The 14,997-nt window shown below is 64.0% G+C and carries 19 protein-coding genes; 4 read left to right on the plus strand and 15 right to left on the minus strand.

All coding sequences use genetic code 11. The features are described from left to right. Positions 1-4 precede the first annotated feature (4 nt). From GGR39_RS14570 to GGR39_RS17480, 3 genes are read left to right on the plus strand one after another with little or no spacing between them, the layout of a single operon-like run. A complete protein-coding gene (locus tag GGR39_RS14570; RefSeq protein ID WP_183617976.1) occupies positions 5-415 on the plus strand; it encodes a thermonuclease family protein in 411 nt (136 codons plus the stop codon). Further along, the gene (locus GGR39_RS14575; protein WP_343055900.1) at positions 403-990 is read left to right on the plus strand and encodes an alpha-ketoglutarate-dependent dioxygenase AlkB; all 588 of its coding nucleotides are present in this window, start codon (positions 403-405) and stop codon (positions 988-990) included. The genes GGR39_RS14570 and GGR39_RS14575 overlap by 13 nt, the downstream gene beginning before the upstream one ends. Beyond that, positions 987-1,478 carry a hypothetical protein gene (locus GGR39_RS17480; RefSeq protein WP_343055901.1) on the plus strand — a complete coding sequence of 164 codons (492 nt, stop codon included), beginning with the start codon at positions 987-989 and terminating at the stop codon, positions 1,476-1,478. Before GGR39_RS14575 ends, GGR39_RS17480 begins: the two co-directional genes overlap by 4 nt. Before the next feature lie 286 nt (positions 1,479-1,764). Here GGR39_RS17480 and rlxS read toward each other — a convergent pair whose 3' ends face one another. From rlxS to GGR39_RS14635, 11 genes are all read right to left on the minus strand, one after another. Next, positions 1,765-3,729, minus strand: coding sequence for a relaxase/mobilization nuclease RlxS (rlxS, locus tag GGR39_RS14585; protein WP_183617977.1), 1,965 nt, complete (start codon positions 3,727-3,729; stop codon positions 1,765-1,767). A gap of 251 nt (positions 3,730-3,980) precedes the next feature. After that, positions 3,981-4,340 carry a hypothetical protein gene (locus GGR39_RS14590; protein ID WP_246388766.1) on the minus strand — a complete coding sequence of 120 codons (360 nt, stop codon included), beginning with the start codon at positions 4,338-4,340 and terminating at the stop codon, positions 3,981-3,983. Positions 4,341-4,572: 232 nt separating this feature from the next. Next, positions 4,573-5,184, minus strand: a complete 612-nt coding sequence (locus GGR39_RS14595; RefSeq protein ID WP_183617979.1) for a lytic transglycosylase domain-containing protein — start codon at positions 5,182-5,184, stop codon at positions 4,573-4,575. After that, entirely contained in the window at positions 5,172-5,729 is a 558-nt protein-coding gene (locus GGR39_RS14600; RefSeq protein WP_183617980.1) for a S26 family signal peptidase, read from the minus strand. Before GGR39_RS14600 ends, GGR39_RS14595 begins: the two co-directional genes overlap by 13 nt. After that, positions 5,726-5,956, minus strand: a complete 231-nt coding sequence (locus GGR39_RS14605) for a helix-turn-helix domain-containing protein (protein WP_183617982.1) — start codon at positions 5,954-5,956, stop codon at positions 5,726-5,728. Before GGR39_RS14605 ends, GGR39_RS14600 begins: the two co-directional genes overlap by 4 nt. Positions 5,957-6,111: 155 nt before the next feature. Then, positions 6,112-6,411, minus strand: coding sequence for a DUF736 domain-containing protein (locus GGR39_RS14610; protein WP_183617984.1), 300 nt, complete (start codon positions 6,409-6,411; stop codon positions 6,112-6,114). Positions 6,412-6,700: 289 nt separating this feature from the next. Further along, positions 6,701-7,336 (minus strand): GNAT family N-acetyltransferase, encoded by a 636-nt coding sequence (locus tag GGR39_RS14615; RefSeq protein ID WP_221226159.1) that lies wholly within the window; start codon positions 7,334-7,336, stop codon positions 6,701-6,703. Positions 7,337-7,522: 186 nt separating this feature from the next. Continuing rightward, the gene (locus GGR39_RS14620) at positions 7,523-9,286 is read right to left on the minus strand and encodes a ParB/RepB/Spo0J family partition protein (protein ID WP_183617988.1); all 1,764 of its coding nucleotides are present in this window, start codon (positions 9,284-9,286) and stop codon (positions 7,523-7,525) included. Positions 9,287-9,409: 123 nt separating this feature from the next. Beyond that, positions 9,410-9,829 carry a DUF2958 domain-containing protein gene (locus GGR39_RS14625; protein ID WP_183617990.1) on the minus strand — a complete coding sequence of 140 codons (420 nt, stop codon included), beginning with the start codon at positions 9,827-9,829 and terminating at the stop codon, positions 9,410-9,412. Then, positions 9,826-10,815 carry a zincin-like metallopeptidase domain-containing protein gene (locus GGR39_RS14630; protein ID WP_183617992.1) on the minus strand — a complete coding sequence of 330 codons (990 nt, stop codon included), beginning with the start codon at positions 10,813-10,815 and terminating at the stop codon, positions 9,826-9,828. The genes GGR39_RS14625 and GGR39_RS14630 overlap by 4 nt, the downstream gene beginning before the upstream one ends. 381 nt (positions 10,816-11,196) lie before the next feature. Continuing rightward, the gene (locus GGR39_RS14635) at positions 11,197-11,475 is read right to left on the minus strand and encodes a hypothetical protein (RefSeq protein ID WP_183617994.1); all 279 of its coding nucleotides are present in this window, start codon (positions 11,473-11,475) and stop codon (positions 11,197-11,199) included. An 84-nt stretch (positions 11,476-11,559) separates the two neighbouring features. Between GGR39_RS14635 and GGR39_RS14640 the strand changes: the two genes are divergently transcribed. After that, a complete protein-coding gene (locus GGR39_RS14640; protein ID WP_183617996.1) occupies positions 11,560-11,778 on the plus strand; it encodes a helix-turn-helix domain-containing protein in 219 nt (72 codons plus the stop codon). Positions 11,779-11,786: 8 nt separating this feature from the next. On the opposite strand, the gene GGR39_RS14645 is transcribed toward GGR39_RS14640, so the two are convergent. The 4 genes from GGR39_RS14645 to GGR39_RS14660 form a co-directional block, all read right to left on the minus strand. Beyond that, positions 11,787-12,560: a DUF2285 domain-containing protein gene (locus GGR39_RS14645; RefSeq protein ID WP_183617998.1), complete on the minus strand. Its 774-nt coding sequence runs from the start codon at positions 12,558-12,560 to the stop codon at positions 11,787-11,789. A gap of 23 nt (positions 12,561-12,583) precedes the next feature. Continuing rightward, the gene (locus tag GGR39_RS14650) at positions 12,584-13,450 is read right to left on the minus strand and encodes a phytanoyl-CoA dioxygenase family protein (RefSeq protein WP_183618000.1); all 867 of its coding nucleotides are present in this window, start codon (positions 13,448-13,450) and stop codon (positions 12,584-12,586) included. Next, complete coding sequence (locus GGR39_RS14655) at positions 13,447-14,052, minus strand: acyl-homoserine-lactone synthase (protein ID WP_183618002.1); 606 nt, start codon at positions 14,050-14,052, stop codon at positions 13,447-13,449. Before GGR39_RS14655 ends, GGR39_RS14650 begins: the two co-directional genes overlap by 4 nt. Positions 14,053-14,120: 68 nt before the next feature. Beyond that, the gene (locus tag GGR39_RS14660; RefSeq protein ID WP_183618004.1) at positions 14,121-14,915 is read right to left on the minus strand and encodes a helix-turn-helix transcriptional regulator; all 795 of its coding nucleotides are present in this window, start codon (positions 14,913-14,915) and stop codon (positions 14,121-14,123) included. Positions 14,916-14,997: the final 82 nt, after the last annotated feature.

Below are 14,997 nucleotides of genomic sequence, written 5' to 3' on the forward strand. Positions count from 1 at the left end.
GTCCATGACCGCTCGTCTCACTGCCATCATCGTCGCTTGTACCGCCGGCGTCTGGACCGCCCCGGCTCTGGCAGACCCGTGCGAAGGTGTGCTGCCAACGAAAGGGACGACCTTCTCCGGTGTCGTCCGCTATGTAGGCGACGGCGATGGCCTGTGCCTCGGCCCGGCCAATCGGCCCGACCGTTGGATCGAGATCAGACTTGCCGATTTCTACGCGCCGGAGTTGCACGAGGCCGGCGGTGCTGAAGCAAAGAGCCGCCTCCAACGTGTCGCCATGGGACGGACGTTGGTGTGCCGCGCGGGTCGCCGCAGCTACGATCGCGTGGTCGCGGCCTGCACGATCGGGGGCCGTCCGCTCGGGGACATGCTGCGCGCCGCGGGGGGCACGGAGGGCGGACGAGCATGGCGAAAATGAATACCATGCTCGATCTGTTCGACACACCGGCCGTGTCGGGTCTGTCGATGCGCGACGACATCATCACGCCGGCGGAAGAGGCTGCGCTAATCGCGTGCATCGATGACACCAGTCTCAGCCCATTCCGTTTCCAGCAATGGACCGGCAAGCGGCTCACCCGCTCTTATGGCTGGAGCTACGATTTCGAGCGAGGCACATTCGCGCCCACCGAGCCGATGCCCGATTGGCTTGGCGCGGTGAAAGCGCGCGCCGCAAAGTTCGCCAGTCTCGCTCCCGACGATCTCGTCCAGGCTCTGCTGATCCGATACGATCCCGGTGCGGGAATTGGCTGGCATAAGGATCGGCCGGTGTTCGAGCACGTCGTTGGCATCTCGTTGGGCCATGGCGCGACATTGCGACTGCGTCGGCGAAGCGGAGCCGGGTTCGAGCGCGCCAAGGCCGATCTCGCGCCACGGTCGATTTATCAGCTGTCCGGCGACGTTCGGTATGAATGGGAGCACAGCATAGCGCGGATGGATAAGCCCCGCTGGTCGATCACCTTTCGCAGCCTGTCCCACAAAGATCGCAGGGAATGAGAGAGCGCAAATATCCGACCACGCCTGACGGTCGCTATTTCGTGGTGCGCGGACGGCTCTGGCGGACGAGCAACCCTTCGCTGTCTCCCGGCGAACTCGACCGCCTCGTGAAGGAATTGATGGCGGCGCGCCGCGCCGTCGGTATCGCCAAGCGCAATGGCGATGCGGCGGGGGAAGCGACCGCCCATGAGGATGTGGAGCGTGCGAAGGTCGCCCTCGGTGAACGCGGCCCGGTCTGGTGGGACGACGGCGCACCCGATCTGAACCGACATCTCGCCCGCACCGGCCCCTATGCCGAATGGTATGCTGACCTTGCCAAAAAAAGGCCGGCCCATCGGGCCGGCGCTGAATTGTTGCATGGGTGGATTATGGGACGTTACAGGGACAGTGCGTCGATGCCTACCGTGTGGAAAAGCACCGTGATCGGTGCAGCCTTCGCGAGTTCGCGGATCATCGATTTGCCCATATCTACCAACCTCGTCTTGTAGTTCCTTTTCGTATCGTCAGTTTTACGCTTCTTACTCAACTTCCTGACCTTGTTACCCGGCGTCAGGAACCGGCATGCTGCTAAGGCCGCCAAGGCGGCCCAGATGAGAACGGGGCAAAGCCCGCCCAGTGTCGTCACGGCGGCGAGGACGAATCCACCCACGGTCCCTGTAACGTCCCACCACTGGTGTCGCCGAAGCGTGTCCCGTTGGGGGCAGATGCAATATAGTGTGGGAAGGCTCTGATCCCAAGCCTCCCGTTAAACGCCATCTCAAATTCTGACCGCGATCAACTGATCGCCGGACCCGATCGCCCGCGCCCGAACTGCAAATTGATACCGTCCGCGCGCATAATGCCTGACGCGGCCTTGCCGATGTTGCGGTCAAGGACATCGCGCCATGGCACCAGCGTGAAGTCCCGCGACCGTTCGACCAGTGCGTGAGGACCGCTTTCGAGGTCCACGCGCCGCGCGATGACGCCCTCGATTGCCTCGCCCACTTTCGCGGGCGCAAAGGGCTTGCCAAGCTCCTTGCCAATTCGCTCGCCAGCGCCCTCCAGCTCGCGCAGACGAAGGCTCTCCAACGCCCCGCGCCGCAACCGGAACGCCTGCCCGTCGCCATCCGCCAATTGCTGTTCGACCAGCCACTGCCGCCGCGCGGCCAGCGCATCGCGTACCTCACGACCGAACCCGGCATCGCGGACCGCTCCGGACGCGCCCGACGCCAGCTCGCGATCGAGCCAGGTCGGTGCCTCCACGCCGACGAGATCGCCGACGGGCCGCGGGGACAGGATCGCGAGCGCTATCGGACGATCGCGTTGCTGCCGCTGCGCGAAGCCTTCTGCCCGCACAAGATGATCGCTGGGAATGGTCCAGCTTCCGTCGGGCTGGCGCTCCGGGCCGACGCCCGCTCGGCGCATCGCTTCGAGGCGGCGGACATGGCTCTCCGCATAGGACTCGCTGGCCTGCGGGTCATGGCGCAGATGCAGGTCGACCGAGTATCGCCCATCATTGGCGCGGGCGACCGCATCGACGGTACGATCGGCATTGGTCGCGTCGGCCCTGGTCGGCTCGATCCGCACCGCCGCACCCTCGGGCACCGAAGGGGTCGCGTCGCCGCGCCCGATATCGACGTAGTGAACTCGCCCGTCGATGCCATCGACCATCATGTAATGCCGGTCGCGATGCTCGTCGGAGAAGCCTCGGCTGATAAGCTTACCGACGACGGGTTCGCGCAACTCGGAGGCTATCACCTGTTCGACCCCGGCACGGTCGAGGCGGCGGGCGGTCAGCTCGCGTTGCATGATCCGGATGATGTCGCCGCGTTCGCCCATCCTGCGGAGCGTGTCCTCAAGTCCCTCTGCAAGCCGGTAGCGCCCGCCGCCGATATCCTCGGCCAGGCCCATCGCCTTCAGCTTGCGCAACCGTCCCGCTGCCACAGATTGCTGGAAGGGATCGTTGTCGGCCGAAGACACGGTACGATCAGCGTCCATCCGGCGCAGCAAACGCCGGTCGATCGCCGTCAGTCGTTCTTGACCGACATCGTGGCGGAGGCGGTCCTCGATCTCTCGATCAGTGCGCGGCCCCAAGTCGAGGGTCACCAGTTCGGACGCGCGCTCGCGAAGCCCGTGCGATATATACTCCCGTGCAATAATAAGATTGTCGCCGCGATCGTCGACACCACGCAGCACGATATGGGTGTGCGGACGCTCGGTGTTGAAATGATCGACCGCCACCCAGTCCAGCTTGGTACCGAGATCCTGTTCGACCTGCGTCATCAGCCGCCGGACATAGGGTTTGAGATCGGGATATTCGGCACCGTCCTCGGCCGACACGATGAAGCGAAACTGATGCCGGTCGCCGGCCGTCCGCTTGAGAAAATCGTCGCCATCGGCGCGGTCGGTCTCGGGACCATAGAGTTCCCCAGGCAAGCCCTCGCGGGTGACCCCGTCACGCTGGATGTACCGCATATGCGCGCGGGCGACCTGACCAGCCTTGCCCTGTAGTCGGATGAGGCTCGCCTTGACGACCGCCCGGCGACCTCGAAATCCTGCCAGCCGATCACGGCTCGACAGCAGCCGCCCCATGCTTGCGCCACGGCCGATCCGGCTGCCGTCGAACCGCCGCGATCGCACCCCGGTCTTGCTGCCCGCAAGCCGGGCTGCGGCGAGGATGCGCCCACCATATTTGACGACGCGCTTGCCGTCCTTGCCGGACTTCCGGCCGAGCTTGGGGGTAAAGTCGTCGTCAGACATGACGATACCCCACAGTCTCGTGATTTCGGTACGAGAATGGCGGATTTCCGCCGTTTCGCGCGTGACTGTCTCGCAACCGGAGACTGCTATCTCTCAAAAAAAGAATGTGCAGACAATCACTTAGGACGTGTCGCGAGACACTGCCTTTATCTTGTTTCCCCTCTCTCCCTTCCTCCCAACCCTCACGGCTCAAAAAAAGGGGAGAAACGACGCCGAACCGACGCCGCCTCTCCCGGTGAAATGCGCTGCGATCAGTGCGCATGGAGCATCGCATCCCGCGCCCTGACCAGCGACCGAAACTGCCGGCACCCCATCATCCCGTGCGCCCGACCATCGCCATCCACGAGCATGGTGGCGCAGAACCACTTCCCGTCGAGCCGCCCGCAAATCGCTATCCGATCGAGTTCCAAATCCTCATCGTCAGCGCTCTCATAGGCTCCGATCCAGCGCTCCTCGACCCGCGCATCCCAGCGAAAATCCGTTTCCTCAGCCTCCAGAAACCGATGCGCCAATGCCTCTCCGGCACCGCGTCCGAACTCCAGTTCAAGCCCAGCGACCAGCGCTTCCATCACGCGATCCGACGCCGTTCCGATGCTCTGATACATGCTCATGATGACCTCCAACGTTCGCGTCCTCATCATCGAGAACAGCGTCCGAGGGACGGGTGGCGGAGCGGCTGTCAGGGCCGCGGAGCGAAGCGCAGCGCCGCGAAGCGGACGTGGGGGGAACCGATTTTCGCAGAAAATTGGGGGGCACCCGCGGTCCTTGATAGGCGTTCCGCCACCCGTCATGCTGGGACTATCGAGACGAGCTTCCGCCCTCTCGATGATGCGCGACATCGCCTCAATTCCTCTGCGACAGCACGACGAACAGCGGCGACGCGGGTGAATCTCCCTGTGCCTCGGCCTCCGTCCGAACCGGATCATTGCGCACGACAAACAGCGTGGCCGGCGGCGCCTGTGTGCGGGCGATCGTCACCGACGAAGGGGCAATCGGCGCGACCTTGGCGAGGTAGGTGACGGTCTCGCCGGGCAGGGTGCGGCGTCCGGCAAGGTGCTCGGCGTAGCGGCCGGGGCCGGCGTTGTACGCACCGAAGAGACCCGGATAGCCGAACCGGTCGTACATCAGGCGGAGGTAGAAAGTGCCGGCGAGAATGTTGTCGCGCGGATCGTCGGGATTGAAGCCGAGGCCGAGACGCGATCGCATGTCGGCCCAGGTCGCGGGCATCAGCTGCATCAGCCCCATCGCTCCCGCCGAAGACCGGATCGGTCGACCGTTGAGGGTCGTCTGACCGTTGCTTTCGGCGCGCATGACGTGCTCGATCCATGCTGTCGGCACACCGAAACGGGCGGATGCTTCGGCGACATAGGGATGCCAGTCGGCGACGGATTCGGCGTTTGCAGGCGCGGCCAGCGCGACGACGGTAGCGGCCACCGCGATCCTCAGCGCGCCCATAGCAGCCGCGCCTTTCCAATGATGTCTGCTTCGCCGGTGGGACCGAGATAGCGTCCATCGAACGATGCCGGATTGTCCATCAGCAGGAAGAGCTGGCGGCCGCGCAGGCGCACGCAGCCCGACCACATCGGCATCGGCCGGCCCTTGGCATCGGCCACGCGGCGTTCGGTGATCCAGCGTCCGTTGATGAAGATTTCCTGCCCGAGCGCGCACACGTCATCGCCGGCGGCGGCGGCGACGCGCTTCACCAGCGGCACATTGGCGGGAAGATAATGACGGCGCGCGGCAAGGTCGCGCCATGGCTGCGGCACGCGTGCGATCACCATGTCGCCGGGGTCGGCGGGCACTCCGGGCGACACCACATAGAGGCCGATCGGGGCGCTCGCGCTCGCATTCCAGACAAGGCGTGGAAGCGGCGGGAAGATTGTGGGTGATAGCGTCAGACCGATGAAGACGCCAAGTGCGGCGAAGCGGCGATTGAGCTTAGCGCGGCGAATTTTCTCTGCGCGAAGGGCATCGCCCCAGTCGAAGAGCGGACCGATCATAGGTCGATCCCCCGGCCGCTATGTTCCCGGCTCCAATCATCGAGATCGTCGATGTGATATTGAACGTAGCGGCTGTGCCGGCGGAACACCGGCCCTTTGCCGGCGCGGCGCAGACGCTTCAATTGCCGGCTGGAAAGCTTGAGATAGGCAGCCGCCTGATCGGTATTGAGGAAGGGAGAGCCGCGTTTAGCGCGGTTAGCGCGCGTGATGTCGTCGTTGTCGTCCATGTGCTGGGTGTCCCGTCGCAAGGAATCGTTGGTGCACGATCGCGGCACCGGAGATGCCGGGCGGGACACCGGCTGAAGAGTGTCGAAGAGCGGAAGCTCGAATTCGACACCCCTGTCAGGTAGTGGCCCGCGCCGGGGGGCGCGGGCCGTCTTGCTTAGCGGGACCAGATGAGCTTGTGCTCGCCATTGTCGCCCTGTGTCAGCGTCGCGTAGATCGGTGCCGGAAAGGACGGATCGTCGAGCTTGAGGCTGAGATATTCGGCGCCGGTATCGCGTGCTGCCTTGGTCCAGCCCGCGCCAAACTCGACATTGCCAGCGTTGACGCGATGGTCCGGTGCCTTGTCGTGCTCGCGCTCGACGGGTCGGATCGTGGCCTTCACGCGAAGGGTCAGGGTGCGGATTTCGCCGGTGTAGATGCCGTTCTCGCCGCGAGTGAAGCTGCCGATTTGAGCCATTTTAATCTCCTGATGCTGGTTCGAATGCCGCCCCATGCGGCCTCGATGGCAGTCGATCAGGTGGCGGTCGGCCGCCGCGCACCGGTAGGCCGAAGCGCCAGCGGAGGACGGCCCGAGCCGGGCTTCTTGGTTCGCGAGGAAGCCCGAAGGGCGGGGAAGAAGGTCGGCGAAGCCGTTGCGCGGACAAGGCCGAGCGTCGCCAGACCTGCCATGAAGAGAGGTCGCAGGGCTGTATTCAAAGCCAGAGCGAGGAGAAATTCGTCGGTGGGGCGGATCACAGTGGCCGGGTTCAGTCCCCGGCGATATACGCAGTCGTGTAGACTGAAAGTGTCCGCCATCGCAGGCTTTCGTAAAGCCGACGACCATCGGCTGTAGCAACAAGAAGTTCAGGCGAAGTCGAAGTTTGACGGCATTGGCGAAGGGTGTTCATCAGAGCGGTTGCCAAACCTCGGCGACGATGCTCGGGTGAAGTGATGATCCGATCGTAGACAAAAGCGGCATCGGTTTCCGCAGCATAGCCACTGGCAGCGACAGCTCCATCGGATGATCTAACCTTGGCTGATATCACCCTGCCCTCAGCCTGTGTCTCGATCGAGTAGCCCTCGGGCAAAGTGTGGAGCGGCCAATCCCGCGACGCTGCCATGAAATATCCGACCGGTCCCAGCGTCCAGCCATCGGGAAGACACCCGCGTATTTGTTCCGGCGTCGCGCAGGCCTTGAGCAGATAACCCGGCGATGTGATCTCGTTTGCGAGGTTGGCGAGGCCATCTGAAAGGTCGGGAAAAACCCAACGGCTCACCTCGGTATCGGAATTCGTGTCCACGCGAAATCCACCACGGTCAGCTACCGGCACGGGCAATTTTCTGGCCAGAGATCTACCCTCAAGCCAGGTACGAAGTATCGCCAAAGGGATACCCTCACTCATCATATCCTTTGCTTCCACTACCAAGCCTGGTCGATCCAGTGAGCGTGCCATTCCACTTCCATATCATGCGAAGGCATCGGGGCTGTCAGAAAATGACCGCGCCGCCGAGGCCATCCGGGCGATGGCGGTGCGTCAATTTTTCTGAGCCAAGAGAAAATGGGCGGGCCGAAGCCCGCCCGCATCACATCATGCCGCCTCGGCGAACGGCACCTCCCTTTCCTCGGGGTCCGGCTGCGCCACCTTATCGCGCACGGCCATGACCTTGGCATGGGCCGTGACGGTCGCGACACCGCCGCGCGCGGTGTAGGCGTTCGGCGGGAACGCCATCCACCGGGGCACCCAGCGTTCGACCTTTTTGCGCCCGTCATTGCCCGCCAGATGATCGGTAATGATTCGCTTCAAGGTCTTGGACTTCTCGCCCGCGTTGGCGCTGGCGATCGTCTTTCCCGCGACCTCGGCGGCGATACAGCCCAGCACTTCGCGGTCGCGGATCAGACCGAAAAGCGCGTCGTCGGCCTGCCACCAATCGGCCATGTCGATGCCGATCTCGGTGCCCACCGCCTCGACTGCGGCCCCGCCAGCGGCCAGCGACTCGCCCATGACGATGGTGACTACCTCCATGACGGCGGGGTCCGGGAGTTCGATCAGGCGCAAAAACACGCCGGTCACGCCGTAGTCGTCGCCGTTGCCGCCGGTGACCGTCGGTTCCTCGGCGGAGAACCCCAGCATGTCGAGAACGGCGCGGCGGCGCTCGTCGAACACCGCTTCGCCGCGCGCGGTTTCGATGCTTTCGCGCACCTCGTCGTTGCGCGTCGATTGCGGTTCGGGCCGCACGGTCCACAGGTGCGAACCGACGATGGCATGGGCGACCATCAATCGGAGCGCGATGCCCGGATGGGCGAGCAATCCGGCGCGCACGGCGGCGTGACGGTGCAGATCGACATAGGTTTGCAAGGTCGAGGTGATCTCGGGTCGCTGCGGCTTTGCGGCATTCGATGCTTCGCCGCGCTCGACCCGGCGCGCTTCCTTGCGGCTGAGATAGCCCTCATGGAAGGTCACTTCGCCGGTCGTGCGCACATCGATATAGACGCGCCCGCCCTTGCGCTTGGCGGTTTTCTCGAACTCCCATGAATGGAAGTGATCGGACGGCGGCACGATCACGACATCGCTCCAACCCTGTTCCAGATAGGCGTCCTTCGCGGCATCGATGGCGGCATTCTGCGCATCCCAGAAGCTGTCAGCATCGGCGAAGTAATGGTCATCGCCGAACAGATCGGCGATGGTCACACCCTTGAAATCGTTGAGGCTGAACAGCGCGAAGCGCGAGGGGATCGACTGCCCGCCGAACAGCCACGCCTTCAACTGGTGGCCGGTCGGCACATAGCTGTCGGGATCGTCGTAGAGCGCGAGCCAAGCCTTTTGCTGGCTCTTGCTGGCAAGGGTCAGGTGGCGGACGGTGGCGCGGTCGATCTTCTCGGCGCGGTAGAGGTCGCGGATGCGCGGCAGCAGATTGCCGAGCGCGAGGATGCGCCGGATCATCAGGTCGGGAAGCCCGAAGGTCGCGGCGATATCGTCCACCTCGCGGCCCTCCTTCACCAGCCGGGTGAAGGTGTTCCACTGCGTTACCTCATCGGCATCGAGCCGCGCGAGATTTTCGATCATCGAGGCTTCGACGGCGGCGGCATCGTCGGTTTCGGCGAGGATGCGGCAGGGCAACGGCTCGGCTTCGCCGGTTTCCTGCGCCACGATCAGCGCGGCATGATAGCGCCGCGCGCCTGCGACGATCTCGAAATGCCCCTCCTGACAATTGGGGCGAACCAGCAGGGTCTGGATGATGCCGCGCTTGCGGACGGTCGGCAGGATGTCGGAGACATCGGGGGCTTTCTTTCCGTAGCGCATGTTGGTCTTGCTGACGGAAAGCTTGTCTTGCGCGATAAAAACGAGTGTCATGGCACAACTCCTTGTGAGTGCCGGTCCGTCGTTCTTTGCGGGAGGGCGGATCGGCTTAGGGGGGGGCGGCGAACGGCCGCCTGCATCAGGGACCCCATCAAAGTATTACTTTGACGGGAACCCTCATCCGCGCGGGCGCGGAAGTTCGGTAGCCGCGCGGTTTGCGGTGCGGCGGAATTCGGATTGAGCGTCCAAGATCGAGCCGCAGCGGCGCGCGGCGTCGGCCCAGACCGACAGGCGATGGGTCGTCTCGAAACCCAGATCGCGTTCGATCCCCAGCCCGAACGGCAGGCGCACGGATGCAATCTCGGACAGGCTGAAATAGCCAAGCTCGGGGCACCCGAAGCCGAGGTCGGCAAGCCCGAACAGCGCATCGCCATCCTCCGCGAGTTCGGTCGCGAGCCATGTGGCGGGACCAAGCGGATTGAAAAGTTTCAGCACCGGCACCGGGTCGGGTTCGGGCTTGCCATCGCGCTGCGCGGCGCGGTGATTGATGTCATTGGCGCGCAGCGCGAAACGAATGTCGGGGGTCAACAGGATCATGCCGCCCTCCGCAGCCGCTGGTCTGCTTCGGGCCTCCGCGTCATGCTGGCCTCTTGGGCCTCGCGGTATCGGGTCAGCAGCCAGTCGGCGGCTTTGGTGGCGGCGCTGGCGGCGCGGAAGATCGCGCGGCTGTCCTCGCGCAGCACCGCGAGCCATGAGCCGATATAGTCGGCGTGGCGCACGGTCGGGGCGATGCCGAGCGCGGCGCACAGGAAGGCCGATCCCATCTCGGCGACCAGTTCCTCCCGCGCATAATCTTTGCTGCCGAACGCGTTCCTGAGGTCACGGCCCAGCCGCTTGGGGTGGCCGGTGGCGTGGGTCAGCTCGTGAAGACAGGTCCGATAATAATTGATCTGCTCGAAGAAGGCGGACTGCGGCGGCACCTGCACGAAGTCGGGGTCCGGCGCGTAGAAGGCGCGGTCGCCGCCGACGCGAAAATCCACGCCCGACGCGACAATGACATCCTCGGCGACCGGCACGATCTCGCGGTCGGGCAGCGGCGCGGGATCGGTCGCGAGGCCAGCGCGCAGCCCTTCGCACTGCGCGACATTGAAGACGGTAAAGCGTTTGAGGAACGGCACAGCGCGCGCCTCGTCACCGTCGCGGCGGGCGCGTTCCTTCTCAGTTTCGGGTGTGAAGCGGTCGGCATAGACCACGGTCACGCCGTGCTCGCCCTTCATCACGCAACCGCCCGCCTCCTGCGCCTGGCGGAAGGTCAGCCACGATTGCGTCGGGAAACCCTGTTCGATGACCGCGCCCCACAGGATCAGCACATTGACCCCGGAATAGTTGCGACCGGTCAGGGCATTGCGCGGCAGGCTGGGGCCGGTAGTGTCGATGCGGCCCCACGGCTGAACCCAAGGCAGGCGGCCCGCCTCCAGTTCGGTGATGATCCGGGCGGTCACCTCGTCATAGAGGTTGGCCCGGTCCTGCGGCTTCTCGGCGCTGCCCTTGCGGCGGGCACTGCGGCTCGGTTGTCTCGGCACGGCTCGTCTCCAAGCCACCCCAAAAAGGCACAAAGCCTCCCCGCGAAGGCGGGGGTGGGCGGCGAGACGCGACCAAGAGGCCCGGCACGAGCGGGCGACGACACCGCCAGGGCGGAACGCCAGTGGAGCACCCCGAAGGGGTTGGCGTCGGCCGCGACGGGCCTAGCCGGGAGCGCCGCCCACTCCCGCCGCAACGGGAGAGGCAAACAGATGACGCCGTCGCGCGGTCACGCGCGGCGACCGTCAGGTCGGGCGTAGCTCGACCCGATGCCAGCGATCGTTATCGGATGGCCGAGACCCGGCACGGGGCTCGGGGACGCACGCCGGCGCATCGGCGAGCGGAGTAGAGCGCGATCGCGGCAGCGCCGCGAGGCGATTGTCCTAGAGCTGCTTGGGCAGGCCCCGCTTGCCAAACGATTGCAAGGCGGCGGCCATGCCTTCACCGACGATCCACTGCGCGCGCTTCAAATGCGATCGCCAGCATGGCTCTGCCTTGGGACTTTCTGGATCCAGCCCCATCAAGTCGGCGGCGGTCGTCCGCCATTCGGTTGCTCTCTCATGCGCGTCGATCAGTGCGGCATAGAGTGCAAGATGGTTCTGATCATATGGCACAGGTGCTCCGCTAGGGGCCAGATCCATCAACTGATTCTGCACGAACATCCAATGCTCCTCCATAACCACACCATAACGATTAGGAACGATCGTTCCTAGAAGGATCGTTCTAGTCGCCTGACGATTGAGGCGATGGATTTGAAGGATGTTCTTGCTGTGAATCTTCGCCTGCTGCGGCAGGAAAGGGACATCACGCAAGAAGAACTTGCGGATCGAACCGGACTTAGCTCCCGATATGTCGGGTCGATAGAGCGCGCCAGAGTATCGGCGAGCATCACTGTCGTCGGCAAACTGGCAAGTGCTCTGGAGATCCAACCTTGCGACCTCATCCGGTCAAGGATGAAGAAGTGACAGAAGATTCAAGATCGCAAAAGCCCTCGATATCCGCCCCGCACCATCGCTCGCGCCATCGCGATCAGGCGCCTGCACTGCGACTTTAGCGCTTCGTCAGCCCATTCTTCGCTGACCCGCTCGGCACCGTACAGCATGATACCCACGTCCCGGATACTGGCGCCCTGCGCCAAGGCATCGGCAACGCGCAGGATAACCGCCTGCCGCCCTAGGCGCTGGCTTGCCGGCGGACTATAGGCCGGCAATACTCCGACCCGGCAAAAATGCAGGAAGCGGCGCAGTGCAGCCATTGCTGGCTTGTCTGCTGGGGCCAAGTCGTGGGCGAGCGAAACCGGACCATCAAGAAGCGACCCGGCTACCACGTCGAGGCGCACGGTTGCACCGCCGCGACCTAGCAGAACATGCTCACAATCGCCGGCAGTGACCAAAGCCGTTGGAACACGGCTATCTCTTAAGTCAAATCGCGCGCCAGGTTCGCAGGGCCTCATCACCAGTACCCTGAGTACCGACGGATCGACGGCTGCGCTCCACAGGACGGGCGCGGCGGCGAAGTTGAGCCCAGGGTCCGGTTGCGTAAGGCACCCCCAGCGTGCGGTACTATCCGCCGATGCGGCCTGGAATATGCTCAAGCCATTTCCGACCCAAACCGATCGGTCATGCGCGAGCCGCTGGTACTCGGGATCGCGGCGCAGCCATTCCCACGCCAAATCGGCCGGTCCGGCCTTGTTCAGATAGTGATAGGAGCCGGCGGCGGGCCAAGCAGAATGCGCCGCCGCCGGCATTTATTACTCCGGCCGCCTAAGCCTCAGCCCATCTCCCCGAGTTGCCCGCGGACAAACGCGGCCACCGCCTCGGCCTGGTCGGGACGCAGCGCATCGATTGCCGGCGCGTGGTCAGGAATAGCTTCGCTAAGGAGCAGCGAGGGGCATTGTCCCTCGACATTGCCCAGATTGGGCCGGTGCAGGGCATATCCGACCAGCGACGCGAGTTCGGGCGGGAATTGGCGAGCAACCGCCGGCGGATAGACCAGCCATTGTAGTTCGAAGGGCTTCAGCCAGCCGAGACAATAGCTTATGACTATGCCGCGCCTCGGGTTAGCGGTACGGTTGCCGCCGCCGCCGTGAAGTGTCGAACCGAGGAGGAGCAGAGCATCGCCCGGCATCAGGCGGGGCACAATGGCGTCAGCGTCATCGACGTCGATCAGGTCGGGATCGACATGGCTGCCCGGCCAAAGACGCGTGCCGCCATTCTCCCGAGCGAAGGGAGCCAATGGCCACATCACATTCACGAGATATTCGATCGTCCCCTTGGGACCGCCCCACATGTCCTGATCGCGATGCGGGGCCTGCGCGAGCGCGCCGGGGTGGATTTCAATCGCCTGCGCAAGATTGAGGGCGATGCGGTCACACCATGGCAGAAGCACTCCCTCGACGATAGCGAGCACGCCCTCGTTCATCACAAGCGCCGCTGTCTCCGGCGCCCGGGTAAGCAATGTGCCGAACCGCTTGGTCCTTGGTCCGTAGAAGTTTCCCTGGCACATGGGTGTCGCGGCAAAGCGCGCGTCCAGCCCAGCATTGATCCGCGCGATCAGCGCTGGATCCGCTGCCTGCTCGATGACGCAATAGCCATCGCGGGCCAATGACGCAGCTTCGTGTTCGACAGGCCGGGTCATGCCGTCACCGCCGGCGCATTCGCGACATAGGTGCCGGACCAAGTCAGCCGTTCGGGTGTATCCGGCCGCACATGAGCAGCGAAAGCACCAACCAGGCCGCTATCGACACGCATCGCGGGTCCGAGTGGCTCCGCGGCCCAACCCATCGCCAGCACTTCCCTGCGAAACGCATCGGGCAAAACGCCGGTGAGGCAGTCGATTCCGCGGGTGAGCGCGAAGTCGACCATGGCCGAAATGAGCCTGTTGCGAAGCGCGCGCCGCCGCGCAGCGCCATGGCGCTGCGGCAAGCAAAGCCTTGTGCTTTCCCACGTCGTCGATCCAACCGGAACGCCTAGAGGGCAAAGATCGGGAAACAGCACGGCGAGCATGTGGGGCCGCGTGCTCGGCATCAGCCGAAGCGAGGCCTCGTGCGCGCCATCGTCATCCGCCGCGATGATGTAGACGGTGTGTGCGGTGTCGAACTGGTCGATCTCAAAACGGCCGTCGACCACAGGAACGTCCCAGCCGAACAGGTCGACGAAAAGTCGCTTGCGGTCGGCGAACATAGTCTCGAGCAGGCGGCGAGTGCTGCTCCCCAAATGATTTTCGACGATGTGGATCATGGAATAATGCTCCCGATGGATGACCCCATCAGGAAAGCAGCACATCGCCCCCGAAACAGGCCGAGCAATTACTCGGGTTGACGACGCGCCAGTTCATGCAGACCGATTTCGCCCGCCAGCAGCGCGCTAGCGACGAGTTCGGTTCGGCCATGGACATCGAACAGTGAACGGGCCTCGGTCAAATATCCATCTACGGTGCGGGGCCGAAGCGCGAGAACGCGGGCAATTTCCTTGTTGGACATGCCTCGACCGGCAAGCGCCACGCAATCGCGGGGCCGCGGATGAAGTTTCGGCAGAGGCGCAGGATCGCGCTCGGCTATCTCCGTAAGCCGCCGTGCGGCTTGGAAAGCGAAAATTCCGATCATTTGCGCCATTCCAAGCACCCGAGAGATTCGCTTGGGCTGCTTCGTGCCTGCGAAGGTACAGGACCCTGTACATTCGCCCAGAAGATGGAAGGGGATGGTGATGCCTTCGTTCAGACCCGCCAGCGCGCCGCTTGCGAGCGCAGCCCGATCGCGGCGATCGAAAGTGATGATGGCGGGCAATTCCGACCATAAGAAGGCCTGCTGCCTGAAAGAACAGGCTCTTATGATCGGGTCGCGGCGCCACGTTCCCTGACCGATGATCCTCTCCTCGGCCACAGAGGGATAGGCGAGGAGTTTGACACGTTGCCCCGACTCGCCGCGAAGGTCGTCGTGATGGATCAGCGCATAGTGCCGAAAGCCCAACTCATTCGTTATTGCGGCCATGAGCGTCGCTAGCTCTGCTTTGGTCGCGATAGCTGCGAGCGCGCGTAATACCGAATCGACAGTCTTCGCGCAGTCGGCCAATCCAAATTGAGCGCTCGTGGACGTCTGCGTCATTTGCCCTCCACCCTCAAAGGAGTTGCGGTTTCTGGCTCCCTCCGATGTTTTCCTTCTTTATACTTCAGCTTACCGGCTCATC

This window comes from Novosphingobium fluoreni (assembly GCF_014196615.1).
In the GTDB taxonomy this organism is placed as follows: Bacteria; Pseudomonadota; Alphaproteobacteria; order Sphingomonadales; family Sphingomonadaceae; genus Novosphingobium; species Novosphingobium fluoreni.

Bases quoted from the DNA above. Each gene is read 5' to 3' on its own strand.
- GGR39_RS17480 (WP_343055901.1), top strand. From the start codon at position 987: ATGAGAGAGCGCAAATATCCGACCACGCCTGACGGTCGCTATTTCGTG.
- GGR39_RS14635 (WP_183617994.1), bottom strand. From the start codon at position 11,475: ATGTTCGTGCAGAATCAGTTGATGGATCTGGCCCCTAGCGGAGCACCT.
- rlxS (WP_183617977.1), bottom strand. From the start codon at position 3,729: ATGTCTGACGACGACTTTACCCCCAAGCTCGGCCGGAAGTCCGGCAAG.
- GGR39_RS14570 (WP_183617976.1), top strand. From the start codon at position 5: ATGACCGCTCGTCTCACTGCCATCATCGTCGCTTGTACCGCCGGCGTC.
- GGR39_RS14645 (WP_183617998.1), bottom strand. From the start codon at position 12,560: ATGCCGGCGGCGGCGCATTCTGCTTGGCCCGCCGCCGGCTCCTATCAC.
- GGR39_RS14615 (WP_221226159.1), bottom strand. From the start codon at position 7,336: ATGAGTGAGGGTATCCCTTTGGCGATACTTCGTACCTGGCTTGAGGGT.
- GGR39_RS14625 (WP_183617990.1), bottom strand. From the start codon at position 9,829: ATGATCCTGTTGACCCCCGACATTCGTTTCGCGCTGCGCGCCAATGAC.
- GGR39_RS14595 (WP_183617979.1), bottom strand. From the start codon at position 5,184: ATGGGCGCGCTGAGGATCGCGGTGGCCGCTACCGTCGTCGCGCTGGCC.
- GGR39_RS14640 (WP_183617996.1), top strand. From the start codon at position 11,560: ATGGATTTGAAGGATGTTCTTGCTGTGAATCTTCGCCTGCTGCGGCAG.
- GGR39_RS14620 (WP_183617988.1), bottom strand. From the start codon at position 9,286: ATGACACTCGTTTTTATCGCGCAAGACAAGCTTTCCGTCAGCAAGACC.
- GGR39_RS14650 (WP_183618000.1), bottom strand. From the start codon at position 13,450: ATGACCCGGCCTGTCGAACACGAAGCTGCGTCATTGGCCCGCGATGGC.
- GGR39_RS14610 (WP_183617984.1), bottom strand. From the start codon at position 6,411: ATGGCTCAAATCGGCAGCTTCACTCGCGGCGAGAACGGCATCTACACC.
- GGR39_RS14575 (WP_343055900.1), top strand. From the start codon at position 403: ATGGCGAAAATGAATACCATGCTCGATCTGTTCGACACACCGGCCGTG.
- GGR39_RS14600 (WP_183617980.1), bottom strand. From the start codon at position 5,729: ATGATCGGTCCGCTCTTCGACTGGGGCGATGCCCTTCGCGCAGAGAAA.
- GGR39_RS14605 (WP_183617982.1), bottom strand. From the start codon at position 5,956: ATGGACGACAACGACGACATCACGCGCGCTAACCGCGCTAAACGCGGC.
- GGR39_RS14590 (WP_246388766.1), bottom strand. From the start codon at position 4,340: ATGAGCATGTATCAGAGCATCGGAACGGCGTCGGATCGCGTGATGGAA.
- GGR39_RS14660 (WP_183618004.1), bottom strand. From the start codon at position 14,915: ATGACGCAGACGTCCACGAGCGCTCAATTTGGATTGGCCGACTGCGCG.
- GGR39_RS14655 (WP_183618002.1), bottom strand. From the start codon at position 14,052: ATGATCCACATCGTCGAAAATCATTTGGGGAGCAGCACTCGCCGCCTG.